This is a genomic window from Pseudomonas sp. PA-5-4B (assembly GCF_021606215.1).
Classification (GTDB): domain Bacteria; phylum Pseudomonadota; class Gammaproteobacteria; order Pseudomonadales; family Pseudomonadaceae; genus Aquipseudomonas; species Aquipseudomonas edaphica.
Genome location: NZ_WKDB01000043.1, coordinates 1 through 23961, shown reverse-complemented (window position 1 = coordinate 23961; position 23961 = coordinate 1). Strand labels below are relative to the sequence as shown.

Here is a 23961-nt window from a genome sequence, read left to right as displayed (position 1 = left end):
TTGTAAACGGTTGATATAAGTTTTGCCCAAGCGCTTGCTTGGCTGGCGGCCACGGCCTAAATTGCCGCCCAAGACGTCAGTAGAGATGAAGGAGAGCAGCATGGATGAGCAAAAAGCCCTGCGGGTGATGCGCACCATGGTCGACGGCGGCCAGTTGACCGACCCCGACAGTGCCCGGGGCAAGTTGCTGCAAACCGCGGCTCACCTGTTTCGCAACAAGGGTTTCGAGCGCACGACCGTGCGTGATTTGGCCAGTGCCGTGGGCATTCAGTCCGGCAGTATCTTTCATCACTTCAAGAGCAAGGACGAGATCCTGCGTGCCGTGATGGAGGAAACCATCCACTACAACACCGCGATGATGCGCGCTTCACTTGAAGAGGCCAGCAACGTGCGTGAGCGCGTGCTGGCGCTGATCCGCTGCGAGTTGCAGTCGATCATGGGCGGCAGTGGCGAGGCGATGGCGGTGTTGGTTTACGAGTGGCGTTCGCTGTCGGCCGAGGGCCAGGCTCAGGTGCTGGCGCTGCGCGATGTGTATGAGGACATCTGGCTGCAGGTGCTGGGCGAGGCCAAGGCGGCGGGTTACATCCGGGGCGATGTGTTTATCACTCGACGCTTCCTGACCGGCGCCTTGTCCTGGACCACCACCTGGTTTCGCGCCGAAGGCAGCCTGACCCTCGAACAGTTGGCCGAGGAGGCGCTGTTGATGGTGCTTAAAGCTGATTGAGGCGCAAGCTATTAATTTGTCGACGGAAAGTTGTCTCCCCTGACAAAAACGCCTAGCTTATTGCCATCAGAGTGTTAAACGGTGTGTGCCTCAATGTTTTCGCCATGGCGGCTGGCTGCAGGACTGACTATATGGGCACTGGGCACCGCGTGGTGGCTGCCGGCGTCGGCCGCGCAATTGGTCAGGATCGGCGCCGCGCACTTCCCGCCCTACACCGTTCGGCCCGAGCAGGGCGCCGATACCGGTTTGTTGCCGCAACTGGTCGAAGCCCTGAACGCTGCGCAAACCGACTACCAGTTTGTGCTGGTGCCGACGTCGATTCCACGGCGCTTTCGTGATTTCGAGCAAGGTCGGGTCGACATGGCCATCTTCGAAAACCCCGACTGGGGTTGGCAGGATATTCCCCACACCAGTGTCGACATGGGGTTGGAAGATGCAGAAATCTTCGTCGCCCAACGTAAGCCCGGCCGCGACCAAAGCTATTTCACCGACCTCGCCGGTAAGCGCCTGGCAGTGTTCAGCGGTTATCACTACGCCTTTGCCGGTTTCAACCCCGACCCCAAGAACATGGCCGAACACTTCAACGCCACATTGACCTACTCCCATGACAGCAACCTGCTGATGGTGGCGCGCGGGCGTGCCGATATTGCGCTGGTCACGCGTTCGTACCTGAGCGACTTCATGGTGCGTAATGCGGACATGGCCGGGCAGTTCCTGGTCTCGGAGCGGATTGACCAGGTGTATCACCACTACGCGCTGGTACGGCCCAAAGCGCCGATCACCGGCGCGGCGTTCGCCGAGCTGCTCAAGCACCTGCGTGAGAGCGGGGAGATGTTGAAGATCTTCGAGCCGTATCGCATTGATGTGAGGCCGGTGCCCTGATTATCTGCGTTGAGCAGGCCTGTTGTGGCCACCTGGCTTGTTGTGGCAAGCAGGCTTGCTGTGGCGAGCAGGCTTGTTGTGGCGAGCAGGCTTGCCCTGCGTTGGGCTGCGAAGCGGCCCCAGTAAGGCCACCGCGCTCTTCCAATTAGGACCGAGTGTCCGGTTTTAGGGCCGCTTCGCGCCCCAACGCAGGGCAAGCCTGCTCGCCACATATCTCTACAGCTTCACACCCTGCGTGCAAACGTATCGCTATGGCTGCCCGACACCTTGCGGCAATGCACCAGCGCATCACGAATCATGAAGTTCACCAGGGTTGGCGATACGCCCAACTCCTTGGCGATGTCCTTTTGCGGCACGCCGTGCAGACGGTACATCTCGAACGCATAGCGGGTGCGCTGGGGCAACTCCGTCAGGGCGTCAGCGATGTTTTCCAGGGTGTTGAAGTTGATATGCGAAGTTTCCGGTGAAGCGCCGTGAATGACCACATTCAAGCCTTCCTCTTCCGTCCCCGAATATTTGAGCTCCAGGGCCTGCTTGCGGTAGTGGTCGATCGCCAGGTTGCGCACGATCTGGAACAGATAACTCAATTGAGCCTTGAACGACGAGGTGATGGTCGGCGCTGATTGCAGCCGAAAGTAGGCGTCCTGCACGACGTCTTCGGCGCGCGAGCGGCAACCGGTAATCCGGGCGGCGATCTTCACCAAAATAAGTCGATTGTCGACGAATGCCTGCAAAAGGGGTGAGTCGCACCTGCCTGTGGATACTTGTTCCGTCATGGAAATCACCTTGTCGCGAAAGAGTTAGGGGAGGGCGTCCTTGCTGAGGCCTCCTACACATCGGGCAACAAATTATGCTTAATGATAATGATTGTCAAATGAGAAGACGAACTAATCTTATGCTTTCTTGTTCGCTGTGAACTACGCCTCCCTCGCTCCCGGCGACTAATTATTTGCCCGGGCCGTCCGTTCTTCTGGGTGACAGGCCCGTTAGCCAACGGCCAAGGATCAGCACCCGCAGGAGGGCGAAATGGGTTTTTATCGTGCAGGCAGCGTTTTTCAGTTTGGAGACCGCGATCAATGAGCGTTTCCACGCGATTGCGCCTGTTCTGCCTGCCCTATTCGGGGGCCAGCGCGATGGTCTATGCACGCTGGCGCCGGGCTCTGCCTGACTGGTTGCAGGTGTGCCCGCTGGAATTGCCGGGCCGCGGCATGCGCATGGATGAGCCGTTGCAGCGCGATATCAAAACCTTGGCCGCGCAGCTTGCCGACGAGATCGGTCGTGACCTGGGCAGCCCCTATGCCTTGTTCGGCCACAGCCTGGGCGGCCTGCTGGCATTTGAACTGGCGCATGCACTGAAGGCACGCAATCTGCCTGCGCCGCTGGCGTTGTTTGCTTCCGGTACCGCCGGCCCGGCGCGCCGCGATGTGAGCGAATACGCCATCGAAAAGACCGATGAACAACTGATCGCCCGCCTGCGCGAACTGCAGGGCACCGCCGAAGAGGCGCTGTGCAACCCGGAATTGATGCAGTTGATGCTGCCGATTCTGCGCGCCGACTTCCTGCTGTGCGGCAGCTTCACCTATGGCGAGCGCGCGCCACTGGGCATGCCGATCCATGTGTTTGGCGGCAAGCAGGACAGTGTGCGCGCCGACCAGTTGCTCGACTGGCAACTGGATGCCGCCAGCGGCTTCTCCCTGGATATGTTCGACGGCCACCACTTCTTCCTCGTGCAGCACGAAAGCGCGGTGCTGCGCTGCCTGCGTCGCTATGCCGACGAGCACTTGGCCCGCTGGCGCAATGATGCGGCGCGCCAACTGGCTGCCGTTTAGCACGGCCCTAATTCCCGATTTTCCCGTAAGCCGATTTCAGGCAGGAACCCCATGATGGACGCCTTCGAACTTCCCCGCACCCTGGTCCAGTCCCTTCAACACCGCGCCGCGCAGACCCCTGACCAGGTGGCCCTGCGCTTCCTTGCCGAATCCGCCGCCGACAGCGTTGTGCTCAGTTACCGCGACCTAGACCAGCGCGCCCGCACCATCGCCGCCGCCTTGCAGGCCAATGCGGCATTGGGCGACCGTGCGGTGCTGCTGTTCCCCAGCGGCCCGGATTACGTCGCGGCGTTCTTTGGTTGCCTGTACGCCGGGGTCATCGCGGTGCCGGCCTATCCGCCGGAGTCGACCAAGCGCCATCATCAGGAGCGGCTGCTGTCGATCATCAGCGATGCCGAGCCGCGCCTGCTGCTGACCATCGCCAGCCTCGCCGACGGCCTGGCGCAGATCGAGAACGCGCCGCCGGTATTGAGCGTCGATACCCTGCAGACCGCCGGCAATTGGGTCGAGCCCGCGCTGCAAGCAGACGACATCGCCTTCCTGCAATACACCTCCGGCTCCACCGCGCTACCCAAGGGCGTGCAAGTCAGCCACGGCAACCTGGTGGCCAACGAAGTGCTGATCCGTCGCGGCTTCGGCATTGATCTGCACCCGGATGATGTGATCGTCAGCTGGCTGCCGCTGTACCACGACATGGGCCTGATCGGCGGCTTGCTGCAACCGATCTTCAGTGGCGTGCCCTGTGTGTTGATGTCGCCGGCGTACTTCCTCGGCCGCCCATTGCGCTGGCTGGAAGCGATCAGCGAATACGGAGGCACCATCAGTGGCGGGCCGGATTTCGCCTATCGCCTGTGCAGCGAGCGGGTCAGTGAAACCGCGCTGGAACGCCTGGACTTGAGCAAATGGCGCGTGGCGTATTCGGGCTCCGAGCCGATCCGCCTCGACACCCTGGAACGTTTCGCCGAGAAGTTTGCCGTTTGTGGTTTCACCTCGAATAATTTCTTCGCCTCCTACGGGCTGGCCGAGGCGACGTTGTTTGTCGCCGGTGGCACCCGTGGTCAAGGCATCCCCGCGTTGCGTGTGGATGAGCAGGCGCTGGCCGCCAACCGCGCTGAACCGGGGCAGGGCAGCGCGATCATGAGTTGCGGTACGAGCCAGCCGGAACACGCGGTGCTGATCGCCGATCCGCACACCCTCACCGAATTGCCCGACAACCGTGTCGGCGAACTCTGGGCCGCCGGCCCCAGCATCGCCCACGGCTACTGGCGCAACCCCGAGGCCAGCGCCAAGACCTTTGTACAACACGCAGGTCGCACCTGGCTGCGCACCGGCGACCTGGGCTTTATCCGCGACGGCGAGGTGTACATCACCGGTCGCCTCAAAGACCTGCTGATCGTGCGCGGCCACAACCTGTATCCGCAGGACATCGAGCAGACCGTCGAGCGCGAAGTCGAGGTGGTGCGCAAAGGCCGGGTCGCGGCGTTCGCCGTGAATCACCAAGGCCTGGAAGGCATCGGCATCGCCGCAGAAATCAGCCGCAGCGTGCAGAAAATCCTGCCGCCGGAGGCCTTGATCAAGGCGATTCGCCAGGCGGTGGCCGAGGCCTATCAAGAAGCCCCGAGCGTGGTGGTACTGCTCAACCCCGGCGCCTTGCCCAAGACCTCCAGCGGCAAGGTGCAGCGTTCGGCGTGCGCGCTTCGTTATGCCGATGGCAGCCTCGACAGCTATGCGCAGTTCCCGAGTCTGCAAGCCCAGGCCAGTGATGCGCTGCTTGAATCCGAGCTGCAAAAACAGATTGCAGCGATCTGGTGCGAGCAGTTGCAGGTCGCAACCGTGGCGGCCGATGACCACTTCTTCCTGCTCGGCGGCAACTCCATCACCGCCACCCAGGTGGTCGCGCGCCTGCGTGAAAGCCTGGGCCTGGAGCTGAACCTGCGCCTGCTGTTCGAGGCGCCGACGCTTTCGGCGTTCGCCGCCCATGTGGCGCAATTGCAGCAAGACGGCGGCATTGCCCAAGGCGCGATCCAGGCCTTGTCACGCCAGGCAGACTTGCCGCAATCCCTGGCACAGAACCGCCTGTGGATCACCTGGCAACTGGACCCGCACAGCAGCGCCTACACCATTCCCGGCGCCCTGCGTTTGCGCGGCGAGCTGGACGAAGATGCCGTGCGCACGAGCTTCCAGCAATTGATCCAGCGCCACGAAGCCCTGCGCACGCGCTTCTACGAACGCGATGGCCAAGCCTTCCAGCGCGTCGAGGCCAACACCGGTTTCGATCTGGAAGTGATCGACCTCAGCGACCTGCCAAGCGCCGAACGCGAAGCCCGCGCGCAGCAGATCCGTGAAGACGAAGCGCGCACCCAGTTCGACCTGGAAAAAGGCCCGTTGCTGTGGGTGACGCTGGTGCGCCTGGACGATGAAGATCACCAACTGCTGGTGACCTTGCATCACATCATCGCCGACGGTTGGTCGCTGAACATTCTGATCGACGAATTCTCGCGTCTGTATGCCGCCGCAACCCAAGGCCAAACCCTGGAACTGCCGCCACTGGCCCTGCAATACGCCGACTACGGCAGTTGGCAGCGTCAATGGCTGGCCGAAGGCGAAGGCCAGCGGCAATTGGCCTATTGGCAGGCGCAACTGGGTGATGAGCACCCGGCCCTGAGCCTGGCCACCGACCATCCACGCTCTGCGCAGCACACCCACAGTGCCTCGCGCCATAGCGTGCGCTTGAACGCAGCGCTCAGCGAAGCCATTCGCCAGGCCGCGCAAGCTCACGATTCCACACCGTTCATGTTGTTGCTGGCGGCGTTCCAGAGCCTGCTCTACCGCTACAGCGGCCAGCGCGATATTCGCATCGGCGTGCCCAACGCCAACCGCCCGCGCCAGGAAACCCAAGGCCTGATTGGCTTCTTCATCAACACTTTGGTGTTGCGCGTTGAGCTGGACGGGCGCCTGCCATTCAATCAACTGTTGGCTGCCACGCGCCAGGCTGCGCTGGGCGCCCAGGCTCACCAGGACCTGCCCTTCGAACAACTGCTGGAAGCTTTCCCCCAAGCGCGCGAGCAAGGCCTGTTCCAGGTCATGTTCAACCACCAGCAGCGTGACTTGAGCGCCTTGCGACGCTTGCCGGGCATGCTTGCCGATGAGCTGCCATGGCACAGCCGCGAAGCCAAGTTCGACCTGCAACTGCACACTGAAGAAGACCGCAACGGGCGTTTGAGCCTGGCGTTCGACTACGCCGATGAGCTGTTCGACAGCGCGACCATCCAGCGCCTCGCCGAGCACTTCATCAGCCTGCTGCACGCGGTGTGCGAGCAGCCGGAGCAAGCCATCGGCGACCTCAAGATGATGCACACAGACGAGCAGCAGCCATGGAGCGAAGCCCCGTGTGCCCCGGCCCGGCAGTGGCTGCCCGAGCTGCTCAGCCAACAGATCTCTGACAACACCGCACTGGTCTGGCAAGGCGGCAGCCTGACCTTCGCCCAACTGCACACCCAGGCCAACCGCCTGGCCCACTACCTGCGTGACAAGGGCGTCGGCCCGGATGTGTGCGTGGCCATCGCCGCCGAGCGTTCGCCGCAATTGCTGATCGGTCTGCTGGCAATCATCAAGGCCGGTGGCGCCTATGTGCCGCTCGATCCGGATTACCCCGCCGACCGCCTGGCCTACATGCTCAAGGACAGCGGCGTGCACCTGCTGCTGAGCCAAACCTCACTGCTTGAACTGCTGCCGGCCACCGAAGGCGTGTGCGTGATCGCCATGGACAGCTTGCACCTGGACAGCTGGCCGACCCAGGCGCCGGGCCTGCACTTGAATGGCGACAACCTCGCCTACGTCATCTACACCTCCGGCTCCACCGGCCAGCCCAAAGGCGTGGGCAATACCCATGCGGCCCTCGCCGAGCGCTTGCAGTGGATGCAGGCCACCTATCAACTCAACGACACCGATGTGCTGATGCAAAAGGCGCCGATCAGTTTCGACGTGTCGGTGTGGGAGTGCTTCTGGCCGCTGATCACCGGCTGCCGCCTGGTGCTGGCCGGCCCTGGCGAACATCGTGACCCGCACCGCATTGCGCAGCTGGTACAGGAACACGGCGTAACCACGCTGCACTTTGTGCCGCCGCTGCTGCAGCTGTTTATCGATGAGCCGTTGGTGACTGAGTGCACCAGCCTGCGGCGTCTGTTCTCCGGCGGTGAAGCCTTGCCTGCCGAGCTGCGTAACCGCGTATTGGCGCAGCTGCCGGCGGTGCAACTGCACAACCGGTACGGCCCGACTGAAACCGCGATCAACGTGACCCACTGGCATTGCCAGGTTGCGGATGGCGAACGCTCGCCCATCGGCCGGCCGCTGGGCAATGTGATCTGCCGCGTGCTGGATGAGCAACTCAACCCATTACCGGCCGGTGTGCCGGGCGAACTGTGCGTCGGCGGCATCGGCCTGGCGCGCGGTTATCTTGGCCGCGCCGGGCTGACCGCCGAGCGATTTGTGGCTGACCCGTTGGGCGCACCCGGCACACGCCTGTATCGCACCGGTGACCGTGTGCGTTGGGGCGCAGATGGCGTGCTCGAATACCTGGGCCGCCTTGATCAGCAGGTCAAGCTGCGTGGGTTCCGTGTGGAGCCTGAAGAAATCGAAGCACGGATGCTGGCGCTGGACGGCATCGCCCAAGCCGTGGTGCTGGTGCGTGATGCGCAGTTGATCGGTTACTACACCGCGCCTGCGAAGCTTACCGAGCAGGAGGTAAAAACCGCCCTGGCCGCCGAGCTGCCGGAGTACATGGTGCCCACCTTGCTGATGCGTCTGGACGCCATGCCCCTGAGCCCCAGCGGCAAACTCGACCGCCGCGCATTACCAGAGCCTGTGTGGCAAACCCGCGAGCACATCGAGCCTGCAACGCCGTTGCAGCAGCAGATTGCCGCGATCTGGCGCGAAGTGCTGGGCTTGCCACGTATCGGCCTGCGCGACGACTTTTTTGCCCTCGGCGGCCACTCGTTGCTGGCCACGCAAATCATCTCCCGCACCCGTCAGGCCTGCGACGTCGAGTTGCCGTTGCGCAGCCTGTTCGAAGCCAGCGAGCTGGGTGCGTTTGCCGAGCAAGTGGGCGCGATCCAGGCTTCGGGCCAACGCAATCAGCAAACCGCTATCGCCCGGGTCGACCGCAGCGCGCGGGTGCCGCTGTCTTATTCCCAGCAGCGCATGTGGTTCCTCTGGCAGATGGAGCCCGACAGCCCGGCCTACAACGTCGGTGGCATGGCGCGTCTGTGCGGCATACTGGATGTAGGGCGTTTTGAGGCGGCGTTGCAAGCCTTGATCATGCGTCACGAAACCCTGCGCACCACCTTCCCGAGCGTCGATGGCGTGGCGTACCAAAAGGTCTCACCGCAAACCGGTATGCGCATGGGCTGGCAGGATTTCTCCGCGCTCAATGAAACCGAGCGTCAGCAGCGCCTGCAAGATTTCGCCGATCAGGAAGCTCACACGCCGTTCAACCTGGAAACCGGGCCGCTGTTGCGGGCCTGCGTGGTCAAGGCCGGCGAGCAAGAGCACTACTTCGTGCTGACCCTGCACCATATCGTCACCGAAGGCTGGGCCATGGACATCTTCGCCCGTGAGCTCGGCGCGCTGTACGAGGCGTTTATCGACGAACGCGACTCGCCGCTGGCGCCGCTGGCGGTGCAATACCTCGACTACAGCGTGTGGCAGCGCCAGTGGCTGGAGGCTGGCGAGCGCCAACGCCAACTGGACTACTGGACTGCGCAACTGGGCCATGAGCATCCTTTGCTCGAACTGCCCGCCGACCGCCCACGGCCACCGGTGCAAAGCCATCAGGGCGAGTTGTACCGTTTTGATCTGAGCGATGACTTGGCCGCTCGCGTGCGCGCCTTTAACGCCGAACGTGGCCTGACGTTGTTCATGACCATGACCGCCACCCTGGCGGTGCTGCTCTACCGCTACAGCGGCCAGACCGACCTGCGCATCGGCGCGCCGGTGGCCAACCGCATTCGCCCGGAAAGCGAAGGGCTGATCGGCGCATTCCTCAACACCCAGGTGCTGCGTTGCCAGCTCAATGGGCAGATGAATGTGGCCGAGTTGTTAGAGCAGGTGCGCCATACCGTGATCGAAGGCCAGTCTCACCAGGACCTGCCATTCGATCATCTGGTGGAAGCCCTGCAACCATCGCGCAGCGCGGCATATAACCCGCTGTTCCAGGTGATGTGCAACGTGCAGCGCTGGGAATTCCAGCAGAGCCGCCAACTGGCGGGCATGACCGTCGAATACCTGGTCAACGATGCGCGGGCGACCAAGTTCGATCTCAACCTGGAAGTCACCGACCTCGACCATCGGCTGGGTTGCTGCCTGACCTACAGCACCGATCTGTTCGACGAGCCGCGTATTGCGCGGATGGCCGCACATTGGAAAAACCTGTTGGAAGCGTTGATCGCCAACCCGCAACAGCGTCTGAGCGAGTTGCCCTTGCTGACGGCCACTGAGCAGCGCGCCTTGCAGAGCAGCCTGGGTATCGAGGCGGGTGAACACCGCCTGGATCAGTGCATTCACCCGCTGTTCAGCCAACAAGCATTGGCCCGCCCCGATGCAGCGGCGTTGACCTTTGCCGGGGTCACGCTCAGTTATCGCGAACTGGATGAGCGCGCCAACCGCCTGGCCTGGATGCTGCGTGAGCGCGGCGTTGGCCCGCAGGTGCGGGTCGGCCTGGCGCTGCCGCGCTCGCTGGAAATGGTCATCGGCCTGCTGGCGATCCTCAAGGCCGGCGGCGCTTATGTGCCGCTGGACCCGGAATACCCGCTCGACCGCCTGCACTACATGATTGAAGACAGTGGCATCGGCCTGCTGCTCAGTGATGCGGCGATGTTCGAAGCCCTTGGCGAATTGCCGGCGACGGTCGCGTGCTGGTGCCTGGAAGATGACTTGCCGGTGTTGGCCAATTACCCTGCCGCCGAGCCGCCCTTTATCAGCCTGCCGCAACATCAGGCGTACCTGATCTACACCTCCGGCTCCACTGGCAAGCCGAAGGGCGTGGTGGTGTCCCACGGCGAAATCGCCATGCATTGCCAGGCGGTGATCGAGCGCTTTGGCATGCGCGCGGATGATTGCGAGCTGCACTTCTACTCCATCAACTTCGACGCCGCCACCGAGCGTCTACTGGTGCCGCTGCTCAGCGGTGCGCAGGTGGTATTGCGCGCCCAAGGCCAATGGGATGCCGAAGAAATCTGCGCACTGATCCGTGCCCATGGCATCACTATCCTCGGCTTTACCCCAAGCTACGGCAGCCAATTGGCGCAATGGCTGGCGACCCGGCAACAGACTTTGCCGGTGCGCATGTGCATCACCGGCGGCGAGGCGCTGACCGGCGAACACTTGCAGCGTATCCGTGCAGCGTTCCAGCCCGAGCTATTTTTCAACGCCTATGGCCCGACCGAAACCGTGGTGATGCCGCTGGCCAGCCTGGCGCCGCACGTGTTGGAAGAAGGCGCCGCCAGCGTGCCGATCGGCAGCATCATCGGCGCTCGCGTGGCCTACATTCTCGACGCCGATCTGGCGCTGGTGCCCCAAGGCGCGACGGGTGAGTTGTATGTGGGCGGCGCCGGTCTGGCCCAGGGTTATCACGAACGTCCTGGCATGACGGCCGAGCGGTTTGTCGCTGATCCGTTCGCGGTAAATGGCGGCCGTTTGTACCGCACCGGCGACCTGGTGCGCCAACGCGCCGACGGCCTGGTGGAGTACCTGGGCCGTATCGACCATCAAGTGAAGATTCGCGGTTTCCGCATCGAGCTGGGCGAAATTGAAACGCGCCTGCTGGAGCACGCAGCCGTGCGCGAAGCAGTGGTGCTGGCGCTGGATTCAGCCAGTGGTAAACAGCTGGCGGCGTATCTGGTCAGCGACGCCGACCCTGCCACCTTGCGCGAAGCGCTGAAGGCGCACCTCAAGGCGCAACTGCCGGACTACATGGTGCCTGCACACCTGATCGTGCTCGACAGCATGCCGCTGACCGCCAATGGCAAGCTCGACCGCCGCGCCTTGCCGCAGCCGGACCCTGCGGCCAATCGCCAAACCTACGTGGCGCCACGCAATGAGCTGGAGCAAACGCTGGCGGCCATTTGGTGCGCAGTGCTGAACGTGCAGCAAGTCGGCCTGGACGATAACTTCTTTGAATTGGGCGGTGACTCGATCCTGTCGATCCAGGTGGTCAGCCGTGCGCGGCAGGCCGGGATTCATTTCAGCCCACGGGATTTGTTCCAGCACCAGACCGTGCAAACCCTGGCCGCCGTGGCTACGCGCTCCGAGCAAGTGACAGCCGAGCAGGGGCTGCTCACTGGCAGCTCGGGCCTGACGCCGATCCAGCATTGGTTCTTTGATACCGAGATCCCCAACCGTCAGCACTGGAACCAGGCATTGCTGCTCAAGCCGCTGCAATTGCTGGAGCCCCATCGCCTGGAGCAAGCACTGCTGGCGGTGCTGGAGCATCACGACGCCTTGCGCCTGAGCTTCTCCACGCGCGACGCACACTGGCATGCCGAGCACCTGGCCGTGCCCCAAGGCGGTGTGCTGATGCAGGCGCAAGTGCGCGATATGCAGGCCTGCACTGAGCTGTTCACTGACACCCAACGCAGCCTCGACCTTGAGCATGGCCCGCTGTTGCGCGCCTTGCTGGTGGACGGCCCGCAAGGCCAGCAACGCCTGCTGATCGTGATTCATCACCTGGTGGTAGACGGCGTGTCGTGGCGCGTAGTGCTGGAGGACCTGCAAACGGTTTACCGCCAGTTGAGCGACGGCCAGTCCGTCAGCCTGCCCGCCAAGACCAGCGCATTGCGCGATTGGGCCGCGCGTCTGCGCGCTTATGCCGGCAGCGAATCCCTGCGCGAAGAGTTGAGCCTGTGGCAAGACCAACTGGCCGGTCCTGCGGTGGAATTGCCAGTGGCGCGTCCACAGGGTTCACTGCGCAATGGCGAGGCTGAAACCGTCAGCGTGCGCCTGGGTGCCGACCATACCCGACAGTTGCTGCAACAGGCGCCGAGCGCGTATCGCACCCAAGTCAACGACCTGCTGCTGACCGCCTTGGCCCGCGTGCTGTGCCGCTGGACGGGGCACGCCTCGACCTTGATCCAACTGGAAGGCCATGGCCGTGAAACCCTGTTCGATGAAATCGACCTGACCCGCAGCGTCGGCTGGTTCACCAGTGCTTACCCGTTGCGCCTGACACCGCAAGCCGGGCAGGGCGACTCGATCAAGGCCATCAAGGAACAACTGCGCGGCGTGCCGCACAAAGGCCTGGGTTATGGCGTGCTGCGTTACCTGGCGGACGATCAGTGCAAACAGACCATGGTCGCATTGCCAACGGCGCAGATCACCTTCAACTACCTCGGCCAGTTCGACCAGAGCTTCGGCGCCGATGCACTGTTCCACCCGCTGGATGAATCGGCGGGCCTGGCCCACGACCCGGATGCGCCGCTGCCCAACGAGCTGAGTGTCGACAGCCAGGTGTACGGCGGTGAGTTGCTGCTGCGCTGGACCTTCAGCCGTGAGCGCCATGACCCACAGACCATCCGTGAACTGGCGGATGGGTACTTGAGCGAGCTGCAAAGCCTGATCGCGCATTGCCTCAACGACGAGGCGGGTGGCCTTACGCCGTCTGACTTCCCGTTGGCGCACCTGACTCAATCGCAGCTCGACAGCCTGCCGGTGCCGGCAAACGTCATCGAAGACGTCTACCCGCTGACGCCAATGCAGGAAGGCCTGCTGCTGCACACCTTGCTGGAGCCGGGCACCGGCCTCTACTACATGCAGGACCGCTACCGCATCAACAGCGCCCTCGACCCCGAGCGTTTCGCCCAGGCCTGGCAGGCGGTGATCGCCCGGCATGAAGCCTTGCGTGCGTCGTTCTGCTGGAACGTCGGCGAGGACATGCTGCAGGTGATCCACAAGCCGGGCAGCACGCCGATTGAGTATCTGGATTGGAGCCGTGACCCCGAAGCCGAGCAGGAGCCGCGCCTGCAAGCCTTGCTGAAGGCCGAGCGCGAAGCCGGTTTTGATCTGCTCAACCAGGCGCCGTTCCACCTGCGGCTGATCCGCGTGGGCGAGGCGCGCTACTGGTTCATGATGAGCAACCACCACATCCTGATCGATGCCTGGTGCCGCTCGTTGCTGATGAATGATTTCTTCGACATCTACATGGCCTTGGGCGAGGGCCGCGATACACAATTGGCCACGCCGCCGCGCTACCGCGATTACATCGCCTGGCTGCAACGCCAGAACCTCAATGAAGCGCGCCAGTGGTGGCAACAGAACCTGCAAGGGTTCGAGCGCACCACGCCGATCCCGAGCGACCGGCCATTCCTGCGTGAACACGCAGGCCACAGCGGCGGCATGGTGGTAGGCGATTGCTACACCCGCCTGGATGCCCGCGACGGTGCGCAATTGCGCGAATTGGCCCAGGCCCATCAACTCACCGTCAACACCTTCGCTCAAGCGGCGTGGGCCTTGGTGCTGCGGCGTTTGAGCGGTGATCGTGATGTGCTGTTTGGCGTCACCGTCGCCGGGCGGCCGGTGGAGATGCCCGAGATGCAACGCACTGTCGGCCTGTTCATCAACAGCATCGCGCTGCGGGTGAAACTGCCGGAAGACGACCAGACTTGCAGTGTGCGTCAGTGGCTGAGCGGCTTGCTCGACAGCAATATGCAACTGCGCGAATACGAATACCTGCCGCTGGTGACTATCCAGGAACACAGCGAATTGCCTAAAGGCCAGCCGCTGTTCGACAGCCTGTTCGTGTTTGAAAACGCACCGGTGGAAGTCTCGGTGCTGGACCGTGCGCAAAGCCTGAATGCCACCTCGGACTCCGGCCGCACCCACACCAACTTCCCGCTGACGGCCGTGTGTTATCCGGGCGATGACCTCGGCTTGCACCTGTCCTACGACCAGCGTTATTTCGATGAAACCACCGTGCAAGGCATGCTGGGCGAGTTCAAGCGCCTGCTGCTGGCGTTGGTGCAGGGCTTCCATGGCGACATGGCGGACTTGCCGCTGATCGGCGAGCAGGAGCGGGCGTTTCTGGTCGACGGCTGTAACCAGAGTGAGCATGACTACCCGCTGGAACGCAGCTATGTCGAGTTGTTCGAAGTGCAGGTGGCGCAACATCCGCAGCGCATCGCCGCCAGTTGCCTCGACCAGCAATGGACCTACGATGAATTGAACCGCCGCAGCAACGGCCTGGGCTACGCGCTGATCGAGGCCGGTGTCGGGCTGGATCAGCCGGTGGCGCTGCTGGCCGAGCGTAACCTGGATTTGCTCGGCATGATCATCGGCAGCTTCAAGGCCGGTGCCGGTTACCTGCCGCTGGACCCAGGCCTGCCAAGCCAGCGGCTGAACCGCATCATCGACCTGAGCCGCACACCGTTGCTGGTGTGCACCGAGGCGTGCCGCGAGCAGGCGATTGAATTGCTGGACGGCACTGACTGCCAGTTGCTGGTATGGGAAGAAGTGCCCGGCCGTGGCGAAAACCCCGGCATCTACAGCACGCCGGATAACCTCGCCTATGTGATCTACACCTCCGGCTCCACGGGGTTGCCCAAAGGTGTGATGGTGGAACAGCGCGGCATGCTCAATAACCAGTTGAGCAAGGTGCCGTATCTGCAACTGAGCGAGACAGATGTGATCGCGCAGACCGCTTCGCAGAGTTTCGATATTTCTGTGTGGCAGTTCCTCACCGCGCCGCTGTTTGGCGCGCGGGTGGATATTGTGCCGAACACCATCGCCCATGACCCGCAGGGTTTGTTGGCGCACGTGCAGGCCCAAGGTATTACCGTGCTGGAGAGCGTGCCGTCGCTGATCCAGGGCATGCTCGCTCAAGAACGCATGAGCCTGGACGACTTGCGCTGGATGCTGCCGACGGGTGAAGCCATGCCGCCGGAGCTGGCGCACCAGTGGTTGCTGCGTTACCCCGAGATCGGCTTGGTCAACGCTTATGGCCCGGCGGAGTGCTCGGATGATGTGGCGTTCTTCCGCGTTGACCTGGCGTCGACCCGTGGCACGTACCTGCCGATTGGCACGCCAACCGACAACAACCGCTTGTACCTGCTTGATGGTGCGCTGGCGCTGGTGCCGCAAGGTGCGGTGGGCGAGTTGTGTGTGGCAGGCAGGGGCGTAGGGCGTGGTTATGTCAGCGACCCATTGCGCACCGCCCAGGTGTTTGTGCCGAACCCGTTCGGCGCGCCGGGCGAGCGGCTATACCGCACCGGCGACCTGGCGCGTCGGCGCAGTGATGGTGTGCTGGAATATGTCGGGCGTATCGACCATCAGGTGAAGATTCGCGGTTACCGCATCGAACTGGGTGAAATCGAAGCGCGCCTGCATGAGCAGCCGGATGTGCGGGATGCGGCGGTGGGTGTGCAGGAAGGCGTCAACGGCAAGCATTTGGTGGGTTACCTGGTGGCGACGGATGCAGCGCTGAATCCAGGCGAGCGCCTGGACCGCATCAAGCAACGCCTGCGCGCGGAGCTGCCGGAATACATGGTGCCGCTGCACTGGTTATGGCTTGACCGCCTGCCGCTGAACGCCAACGGCAAGCTGGACCGCAACGCTCTGCCGGCCCTGGAGATTGGCCAGTTGCACAGTCAGGATTACCTGGCGCCACGCAACGAACTGGAAGCTACCCTGGCAGCGATTTGGGCTGAGGTGTTGAAGGTCGAAAGGGTAGGCGTGCAGGACAACTTCTTCGAGCTGGGGGGGCATTCATTGCTGGCCACGCAGATTGCTTCGCGGGTGCAGAAAACCCTGCAACGGGATGTGCCGCTGCGGGCGATGTTCGAATGCAGCACGGTGGCGGAGTTGGCCGAGTATATCGACGGCCTGGAGGCCAATGAGATCAGTGCAGAGAAGGTCGATCGGTTGAGTGATCTGATGGCGGAGCTGGAGGGTTTGTAACTGATCGTTCCCACGCTCTGCGTGTGAATGCAGCCCAGGACGCTCTGCGTCCCAAAGCGTGACGCAGAGCGTCACCTGAGGCATTCCCACGCAGAGCGTAGGGAACGATCTGATGGGCTATTTAGGGCCGAGAATCTTCACCAGCTTGTCCGGCGACGGCGCGCCTTGCTGTTGCTGCAAGCCACCCTTGTCATCCAGACTGATCGTTCCCACGCTCTGCGTGGGAATGCAGCCCAGGACGCTCTGCGTCCCAAAGCGTGACGCAGAGCGTCACCTGAGGCATTCCCACGCAGAGCGTAGGGAGCGATCTGATGGGCTATTTAGGCCCGAGAATCTTCACCAGCTTGTCCGGCGACGGCGCGCCTTGCTGTTGCTGCAAGCCACCCTTGTCATCCAGATAGAAAATCGCTGGCGTTGCCGACAGAGCTTCACTGATCGTTCCCACGCTCTGCGTGGGAATGCAGCCCACGACGCTCTGCGTCCCAAAGCGTGACGCAGAGCGTCACATGAGGCATTCCCACGCAGAGCGTAGGGAGCGATCTGATGGGCTATTTAGGGCCGAGAATCTTCACCAGCTTGTCCGGCGACGGCGCGCCTTGCTGTTGCTGCAAGCCACCCTTGTCATCCAGATAGAAAATCGCTGGCGTTGCCGACAGTTCCAGCTCTTCCATCAACTTCATGTTGGCATCGAGCTTGGCTTCGATATCCGCCGGAATCTTGTCCAATGCCTGCAATTTGCTGCCCTTGCCGGCGGCTTCGTGTTCTTCCAGGGCTTTTTGCGGGTCTTTGGCGGCCAGCAGCGCGGCGGATTTGCCTGGGCTGTCTTCGCGAATGATGCCGACCATGATGTGGCGCAATTGCACCTTGCCGGCCTTGACCCACGGGCGTGCCTGTTCCCAGAACATGTTGCAGTACGGGCAGTTGGGGTCACTGAACAGGTAGACGGTGCGCGGCGCGTTTTTGTCGCCGTCCTGGATCCAGTTGCTGTGTTCCATCTTGGCCCAGACTTCCTTGGCCATCGGCGCGTACACCAGTTTCTCCAGTGGCGCGTTGCTCAGGTCATTGCCCTGGGCGTCGTACAGGTTGCCGGCCAGCACACTTTTGCCGTCGGCGGTCAGGTACAGGGCCATGCCACGGTTCTGGTATTGCGCGGCGTAGCCGGTGAGGCCGCTGGGCGCGTCGAACTTGCCGAGGATCTTGGCACCCTTGGCTTCGATCTGTTTGATCGGCGCCGGCCAGTCTTCGGCCTGGGCCAGTGTGGCCGCAAGCGTCAGCGGCAGCAGGGTCAGCAGGTGGCGGAGTCTTGGCATGTCGGTTTCCTTGTGGCAGCAGGGGCAGTGTCGAAGGGTTCCATGGCTCGGGCCAGGCTGGCCTGGGACAACTCGCCCAGGTGGCTGTTGATCAGGCGCCCATCGGCTTGGTAGAACAGGGTTGTCGGCAAGGCCATCGAACCCACGGCCTGGCCAAGGCGGCCACTCGCATCAAACAGCACGTTGTCGAGGGTCAGGCCCTGGGTGGCGAGAAAGGTGCTGACGCTTTGCATGCTTTCGGCCTGGTTGACGAACAGGAAGGTCACGTCCGGGCGTTGGTGTTGCGCACGCTCCAGCACCGGCATTTCACGGCGGCACGGCGGGCACCAGGTGGCCCAGAGGTTGATCACCAGCGGCCCGCCTTTGTAGTCGGCCAGTTGCACCACGTCGCCATTGGCGTTGCGCAAGGTAATGTCCGGCAATTGTGCGCCCTTGTCGTAGAGGCTCAGGGACACACTGGTCAGGCCCCAGAACACCAGGCCCGTGACTACCCCGGCACTCAGCGGTGTGCGCATGGCCGGACGGCGCCAGCCGTAGAACACGGCGCCCAGCACCAGTGCAATCACGCCGGGCCAGGGCAGGAAGCCGCCGTCGCGCAGGTCGACTATCTGCAATGGGTCGTGGCTGTAGTCGCTCCAGTACATCAGTACAAAGCTTAAGCGTGCCACCAGCATGCCCAGCAAAAACAGGCTGAACAGCACCGATTCGGGGTTTTCACCGCCACGCTTGGCCACGCGCCAACCCACCAGCGTGGCTAGAATCAGCGCGCTGATCAGCAGGATGTGATTCAGGGCGATGGCGAACGTACCGATGGTCAGGGTCAGCATCAGCGCGCGTCTCGGGTTTGCGTCCAGCGTTGCAGGAAGGCGGCGGCATCCACTTCGCCGGTGATGCGTTGGGCGCGACGTTCTTCACCGTCCGGGCCGATCCACACGAAGCTCGGTGGCCCCGGCACCTTGTAGCGCCCGAGCAGCTCGCGGCTGGCGGCGTTGTCGGCGGTGACGTCCAGGCGCAACAGGCGCACGTCTTTAAGCGCGTCCATCACCTGGGGTTGGCCGAAAACTTGTTTTTCCATGATCTTGCATGACACGCACCAGTCGGCGTAGTAGTCCACCAGCACCCACTGGCCCTGGGCCTTGGCGCTGTCGAGCTGGCTTTGCAGCACGGCTGGGTCGTTGATGGTCATGAACGCATCGTGGGCGCTGGGTGCAGCGCCAACCTTGGAGCCGCTGTAAACCTTCAACGGTTGCCACAGGTCGTCACTGCCACCGGCCGCGCCCACTACCAGCAGCGCGCCCCACAGGCCCAGCACCAGCGAGCCGGCGCCGAATACCTTGGCCGCCAGCCCGTATTCGCGGGCAAGTGTCCAGCCGCAGTAGGCCATCACCAGCGCCAAGGCGCCCCACAGGCCGAGCCATAGGCTTTCGCCGACCACCGGGCGGATCATCAGCACGGCAGTGCCGAGGAACAGGAAGCCGAAGATGCCCTTGAGCACGTTCATCCAGGTGCCCGGCTTGGGCAGGAAACGGTTGCCTACGGTCACCAGCAGCAACAGCGGAATACCGATGCCGATGCCCATGGCGAACAGGATCAGGCCGCCGTGCAGCGCGTTGCCGCTCTGGGCGATATACAGCAGGGCACCCGCCAGTGGCGCGGTCATGCACGGTCCCACCAACAGGCCGGACAGCGCACCGAGAATACCGGCGCCGACCAGGCTGCCACCGCTTTGCTGGCGGCTGACGTTGTCCAGGCGATCACGCAGGAAGGTCGGCAGTTGCAGTTCAAAGAAGCCGAACATCGGCAGGGCCAGGATCACAAACAGCGCGGCGAAGTTGCCAAGGATCCACGGCGTTTGCAGGAGGGCGGCAAGGTTGCCGCCCAGCAGCGCGGCCAGTACGCCGAGCGCCGCATACACCAGCGCCATGCACACCACATAGCTGCTGGCCAGGGCAAAGCCACGGCGGGGGCTGGCGCCGCTGCCGACCACCAAACCCGCGAGGATCGGCAGCATCGGCAGCGAGCACGGGGCAAATGCCAGCAGCAGGCCCAGGCCGAAGAACACCAGCAGGCTCCAACCCAGGCTGCGCTGTTGCAGGCCGCTGGCCAGGCTTTGGTCCTGGGCTTGTGCGGTGGCCGCTACGGCCGGGTTGCCGCCCAGGTCTACAGTGATCGACTGCGGCGGGTAGCACAGGCCGGCATCGGCGCAGCCCTGCCAGCCGAGCTTGAGCTGGCCGGTGGCGCCCGCCGGGACCTTCACTTCCAGGCCCTGGCGGTACACTTGCTGTTCGCCGAAGAATTCATCGCTGTGGGCTTCGCCTTGCGGCAGCACGGGTTTTTCCGCCAGCCCGTCGAACTTCATGCGTTGCTGATAAAGGTAATAACCATCGGCAATCTGCCAAAACAGCTGGGTTTCGCCGCTTTCAAGACGCTCGGAGGTAAAGGTGAACGCTTTGCCCACCGGCAGGAAGTCGGGTTTGCTCTCGAATGGATTGCCCGGCGCGGCCTGGGCGAGCCCTGCGAATAACACCAGCAGAAAGGTAAACAGATACCGCATGGTCAAGCCTTAGTTTGATGCAAGTTAGGCACACAATGTGTGGCGTTGATTAACCGATGATTAACCGGGCGCTATTCTAAACTGAGCCTGCCGATTTTCACGGCATAATCGGCGCTTAATCCGCCCAACCTTTAATTCCCCCATCTTTCATGAAGGGTTAACCATGCACGTACTGGTCTGTGAAGACGACGAACTGATCGCCAGCGGCATCGTGGCCGGGCTTGGCGCCCAGGGTTTTACCGTCGAGCGCGTGGCCTCGGCCGCCGCTGCACGCGCGATGCTCAAGGCCGCCACGTTCGACATCATGGTGCTCGACCTTGGCCTGCCCGATGAAGACGGCCTCAAGTTGTTGCAACAACAGCGCAGCCAGGGCCTGGAAATCCCGGTGCTGATCCTTACCGCGCGCGATTCAGTCACCAACCGTGTCGACGGCCTGCAAGCCGGTGCCGACGACTACCTGCTCAAACCCTTCGACCTGCGTGAACTTGCCGCACGCCTGCAAACCCTGTTGCGCCGCGTGGCGGGGCGCCGGGTCAACCTGATCGAACATGGCCAACTGGCCTACGACCCCAGCAGCCGCGAGACCTTCCTGGCCGGCCAGCCGGTCGACCTGTCGCGCCGCGAGCAAGCCTTGTTGCAAGCCCTGTTGCATAACAAGGGCCGTGTGCTGTCCAGCGAACAGCTTAAAGACAGCGTCTACGGCTTCAACGACGAACTGGAAAGCAACGCTCTCAACGTGCATATCCACCACCTGCGGCGCAAATTGGGCAACGGCATCGTCGAAACCGTGCGCGGCCTGGGTTATCGCCTGGGCACGGCGGATGGGGGAGAGGACGCGTCGTGATGAGTTTGCGCCTGCGCCTGACGTTCAAGTTGGGCGCCGCTTTTGTGCTGATCTGGATTCTGGCAGCCGCCTGGATGCTCAACGATCTGCGCAACCAGATGATGTTTTCCCTCGACCAGCGTCTGGTGGCATCGGCGCGCATGGTGGCCGGGCTGACCGAGCAGATGCCGGGCCTGGCCAGTGTGAGCGGCGCGCCTACGCATTTGCGCACTGAACAACTGAACGTGCCAGGCGGCATGGCCTGCCAGGTCAGCTCCCTGCGCGGGGAAATCCTGGCGCGCAGCCACATGACCCCGGATGAAGGCCTGGAGTCGCGCAAAAGTGGCTTTCGCGACCAGATTATCGACGGTGTGGGCTGGCGCAGCTTCACGTTGTCCCGTGGCGACCTGCTGATCACCACAGCTGACCGCCAGGTGGAGCGTGAGGCGCTGAACCTGTCGATCCTGTTGGCGGCCTCGGTGCCGGTGGGCGTAGCCCTCCTGGGCTGCCTGTGCCTGCTGTGGCTGGGCATCGGCCAAAGCCTGTTGCCACTTAACCGCATGCGCGATGCCCTGATGCGCCGCAGTGCCGACTCCCTCGAACCGCTGCAGATTCACCCACTGCCCAGCGAGTTGAAGCCGCTGCTCGACACCCAGAACCAACTGTTGCAGCGCATTGCCAAGACCATCGAGCGCGAGCGCCGACTCACCGGCGATGCCGCCCACGAACTGCGCAGCCCGTTGACGGCGATCAAGACCCACCTGCAAGTGGCCCGCATGACCGACGGCGCCGCCCGCGACCAGTCCCTGGCCCACGCCGAAGAGGGCGCCGACCGCTTGCATCGCACCCTGGAGCAATTGCTGCTGCTGGCGCGGGTCGAGGGCAGCTTGTCGTTTGACGATGGCTTGCAATCAAGTGCCGAACAAGTGGCGCGGCTGGCGATTCAGGATGCCAATGCGGGCGATAACCGCCGCATCGACCTGATCCTGGCGGACAACCTCACGCAAGCGCCGGTGGAAATGCCGGTGGCCCTGGCGGTAGCGGCCTTGCGTAACCTGTTGGATAACGCGCTGCGCCATACGCCGGGTGACACTCGCGTTGAGCTGAGCGTGTTCACCAGCGCCGACACCGTGGTATTTCGCGTGCGCGACCATGGCAAGCAGATTTCTGCCGAAGACTTGCAATACCTGACCCAACGTTTCTGGCGCAATGGCAGCAGCGAGGGTTGTGGCTTGGGCCTGGCGATCGTGCAGGCCATCGTGCAGCGCTGCTCCTGCTCGCTGAAATTCGACAGCCAACCGGATGGCCTGCGGGTCGATCTGGGGATGCCGTTGCGACGCTGAGGACTTTTCTTCAAGCACTGAATAATTACCGCCAGCCTGACATTGATCCCTTCAGGATGGCGGTAATTTTTTTGCGTTTGAACGGGCTGAATGACTCAGCCTGTATTGAAAAGGACGGTTCTTATGTTGGTGATCGACAGCAGTTTCCCCGCTAAAGATTTTAATCAACGCAATGGCGAGGCTGTGCGGCAGGTGATCCTGCATTACACCGCGGCGCCCTTTGCGTCGTCTTTGCGTACCCTGACACAAGGTGGCGTCAGCGCTCACTATTTGCTTCCTGACCCTGATGAGCCCAGCTATGGCGCTGCCGGTTATGACGAACTGCGGGTGTTTCGCCTGGTGGACGAGGACAAACGGGCCTGGCATGCCGGGGTTAGCCATTGGGGCGGGCTGGATAACCTCAACAGCCGTGCGATCGGCATCGAGATCGTCAATTTGGCGCGCGATGATGCCGGGGTCTTTACCTTCCCCGAATATGGCCGGGAGCAGGTTGATACGTTGATCGCGTTGGTTCGCGACATGCTTGGGCGTTATCCGCAGGTGGGGCCTCTGGATGTGCTCGGGCATTCGGATGTGGCGTATTGGCGCAAGAGTGATCCGGGGCCTCGGTTGCCTTGGCGGTACTTGTTCGAGGCCGGGATCGGCGCCTGGTTTGATGAGACTACGCGCAGGATGTACCAGCGACGGTTTTGTCTTGGGTTGCCGCCGGAAGTAGAGGTGGAGCGGGCATTTCAGCGGTGCGGGTATAAACCGGCCTGGAACCGGCAGGCGTTTGAATGGAGGACGCGGGCGTTCCAGATGCACTTTCGGCCGCGCGATTATTGCGGGGTGCTGGATGGGGAGACGTGTGCGATTTTGTATGCGTTGAATGATCGCTATCGAGGGATTTGAGTGGTTGTTTGGTGGGGTACATATCCGTTGCTGCGGTAACGGCCGCTTATGGTTCCGCTCTTACAGCGGGTCACTTTTGGCAAACGCCCGGAATGCCGGCCCAGCCAAAAGTAACCAAAAGGTCTGTGCCCCACCACTCGGCACCTCGCTTGGGCTCGGTGTGCCCTCACTCCGGCTTGAATCCGTGGGTAACCCGGCGTCCTGCCGGGTTACCCACGGATTCAAGCCTGCGTTCGGCCATCGTGGTTAACGGGGCGTCTCAGATCAAGATCAAGATCTACAGCACGGCGGCCTGAAAGCCGACCTGAGTGGTTGAATCAAAAGCAAAAGCGGGTCCGCATACACTGAAGAGCTGCTTTTCTGTGGGAGCTGGCTTGCCTGCGATTCAGACACCTCGGTACATCAGGCACACCGAGTTGATGCCATCGCAGGCAAGCCAGCTCCCACATTAGACCGAGCATGGCTTTGCTGTTGCTGTTGCTCTGGCCCTTACATCCTTTTCGATGACGAAGTCAGCGGTCTTTTGATCTGCGCTTTTGATCTTGATCTGAAATCGCCCCGTCAAACACGATGGCCGGAATCTGACAGGGATTTGGGGGGTAAACCGGCAGGGATGCCGGTTTAGCCGCGCTGGGCCAAGGATGGCCCATCGCGGCGGCCCCC

The 23961-nt window shown here is 62.7% G+C and carries 11 protein-coding genes and 2 pseudogenes; 7 read left to right on the top strand and 6 right to left on the bottom strand.

Going from position 1 to position 23961, the window contains the following annotated elements; translation table 11 throughout:
• Nucleotides 1–100: 100 nt before the first annotated feature.
• Nucleotides 101–724, top strand: coding sequence for a TetR/AcrR family transcriptional regulator (locus tag GIW28_RS20270; RefSeq protein WP_017134980.1), 624 nt, complete (start codon nt 101–103; stop codon nt 722–724).
• 93 nt (nt 725–817) lie between these two features.
• A complete protein-coding gene (locus GIW28_RS20265; protein ID WP_176991392.1) occupies nt 818–1606 on the top strand; it encodes a substrate-binding periplasmic protein in 789 nt (262 codons plus the stop codon).
• Between the two features lie 224 nt (nt 1607–1830).
• Here the strand turns inward: GIW28_RS20265 and GIW28_RS20260 are convergent, their stop codons facing one another.
• Nucleotides 1831–2382 carry an RNA polymerase factor sigma-70 gene (locus tag GIW28_RS20260; RefSeq protein WP_005789991.1) on the bottom strand — a complete coding sequence of 184 codons (552 nt, stop codon included), beginning with the start codon at nt 2380–2382 and terminating at the stop codon, nt 1831–1833.
• A 300-nt stretch (nt 2383–2682) separates the two neighbouring features.
• Here GIW28_RS20260 and GIW28_RS20255 point away from each other — a divergent pair, with 300 nt between their 5' ends.
• Nucleotides 2683–3435, top strand: a complete 753-nt coding sequence (locus GIW28_RS20255; RefSeq protein ID WP_017134982.1) for a thioesterase II family protein — start codon at nt 2683–2685, stop codon at nt 3433–3435.
• A 51-nt stretch (nt 3436–3486) separates the two neighbouring features.
• Nucleotides 3487–16377 (top strand): non-ribosomal peptide synthetase, encoded by a 12891-nt coding sequence (locus GIW28_RS20250; RefSeq protein WP_236458915.1) that lies wholly within the window; start codon nt 3487–3489, stop codon nt 16375–16377.
• Nucleotides 16378–16494: 117 nt separating this feature from the next.
• On the opposite strand, the pseudogene GIW28_RS20245 reads toward GIW28_RS20250, so the two are convergent.
• From GIW28_RS20245 to dsbD, 5 genes and pseudogenes are all read right to left on the bottom strand, one after another.
• A pseudogene (locus GIW28_RS20245) lies at nt 16495–16575 on the bottom strand (thiol:disulfide interchange protein DsbG); the annotation flags it as partial.
• Between the two features lie 118 nt (nt 16576–16693).
• A pseudogene (locus tag GIW28_RS20240) lies at nt 16694–16801 on the bottom strand (thiol:disulfide interchange protein DsbG); the annotation flags it as partial.
• Nucleotides 16802–16925: 124 nt separating this feature from the next.
• Nucleotides 16926–17687, bottom strand: a complete 762-nt coding sequence (dsbG, locus tag GIW28_RS20235; protein ID WP_017134984.1) for a thiol:disulfide interchange protein DsbG — start codon at nt 17685–17687, stop codon at nt 16926–16928.
• The gene (locus GIW28_RS20230; protein WP_017134985.1) at nt 17663–18514 is read right to left on the bottom strand and encodes a TlpA disulfide reductase family protein; all 852 of its coding nucleotides are present in this window, start codon (nt 18512–18514) and stop codon (nt 17663–17665) included. Before GIW28_RS20230 ends, dsbG begins: the two co-directional genes overlap by 25 nt.
• Nucleotides 18514–20241 (bottom strand): protein-disulfide reductase DsbD, encoded by a 1728-nt coding sequence (dsbD, locus tag GIW28_RS20225; protein ID WP_236447734.1) that lies wholly within the window; start codon nt 20239–20241, stop codon nt 18514–18516. Before dsbD ends, GIW28_RS20230 begins: the two co-directional genes overlap by 1 nt.
• 163 nt (nt 20242–20404) lie before the next feature.
• On the opposite strand from dsbD, the gene GIW28_RS20220 reads away from it, so the two are divergent.
• The 3 genes from GIW28_RS20220 (at nt 20405) to GIW28_RS20210 (ending at nt 23298) form a co-directional block, all read left to right on the top strand.
• Complete coding sequence (locus GIW28_RS20220) at nt 20405–21085, top strand: response regulator (RefSeq protein WP_017134987.1); 681 nt, start codon at nt 20405–20407, stop codon at nt 21083–21085.
• Nucleotides 21085–22407: an ATP-binding protein gene (locus tag GIW28_RS20215; RefSeq protein WP_017134988.1), complete on the top strand. Its 1323-nt coding sequence runs from the start codon at nt 21085–21087 to the stop codon at nt 22405–22407. Before GIW28_RS20220 ends, GIW28_RS20215 begins: the two co-directional genes overlap by 1 nt.
• Before the next feature lie 123 nt (nt 22408–22530).
• Entirely contained in the window at nt 22531–23298 is a 768-nt protein-coding gene (locus GIW28_RS20210) for an N-acetylmuramoyl-L-alanine amidase (protein ID WP_017134989.1), read from the top strand.
• Nucleotides 23299–23961 lie beyond the last annotated feature (663 nt).

Excerpts from the sequence above, each read along its gene's own strand:
- GIW28_RS20270 (WP_017134980.1), top strand. The coding sequence starts at position 101 with ATGGATGAGCAAAAAGCCCTGCGGGTGATGCGCACCATGGTCGACGGC.
- GIW28_RS20265 (WP_176991392.1), top strand. The coding sequence starts at position 818 with ATGTTTTCGCCATGGCGGCTGGCTGCAGGACTGACTATATGGGCACTG.
- GIW28_RS20260 (WP_005789991.1), bottom strand. The coding sequence starts at position 2,382 with ATGACGGAACAAGTATCCACAGGCAGGTGCGACTCACCCCTTTTGCAG.
- GIW28_RS20255 (WP_017134982.1), top strand. The coding sequence starts at position 2,683 with ATGAGCGTTTCCACGCGATTGCGCCTGTTCTGCCTGCCCTATTCGGGG.
- GIW28_RS20250 (WP_236458915.1), top strand. The coding sequence starts at position 3,487 with ATGATGGACGCCTTCGAACTTCCCCGCACCCTGGTCCAGTCCCTTCAA.
- dsbG (WP_017134984.1), bottom strand. The coding sequence starts at position 17,687 with ATGCCAAGACTCCGCCACCTGCTGACCCTGCTGCCGCTGACGCTTGCG.
- GIW28_RS20230 (WP_017134985.1), bottom strand. The coding sequence starts at position 18,514 with ATGCTGACCCTGACCATCGGTACGTTCGCCATCGCCCTGAATCACATC.
- dsbD (WP_236447734.1), bottom strand. The coding sequence starts at position 20,241 with ATGCGGTATCTGTTTACCTTTCTGCTGGTGTTATTCGCAGGGCTCGCC.
- GIW28_RS20220 (WP_017134987.1), top strand. The coding sequence starts at position 20,405 with ATGCACGTACTGGTCTGTGAAGACGACGAACTGATCGCCAGCGGCATC.
- GIW28_RS20215 (WP_017134988.1), top strand. The coding sequence starts at position 21,085 with ATGAGTTTGCGCCTGCGCCTGACGTTCAAGTTGGGCGCCGCTTTTGTG.
- GIW28_RS20210 (WP_017134989.1), top strand. The coding sequence starts at position 22,531 with ATGTTGGTGATCGACAGCAGTTTCCCCGCTAAAGATTTTAATCAACGC.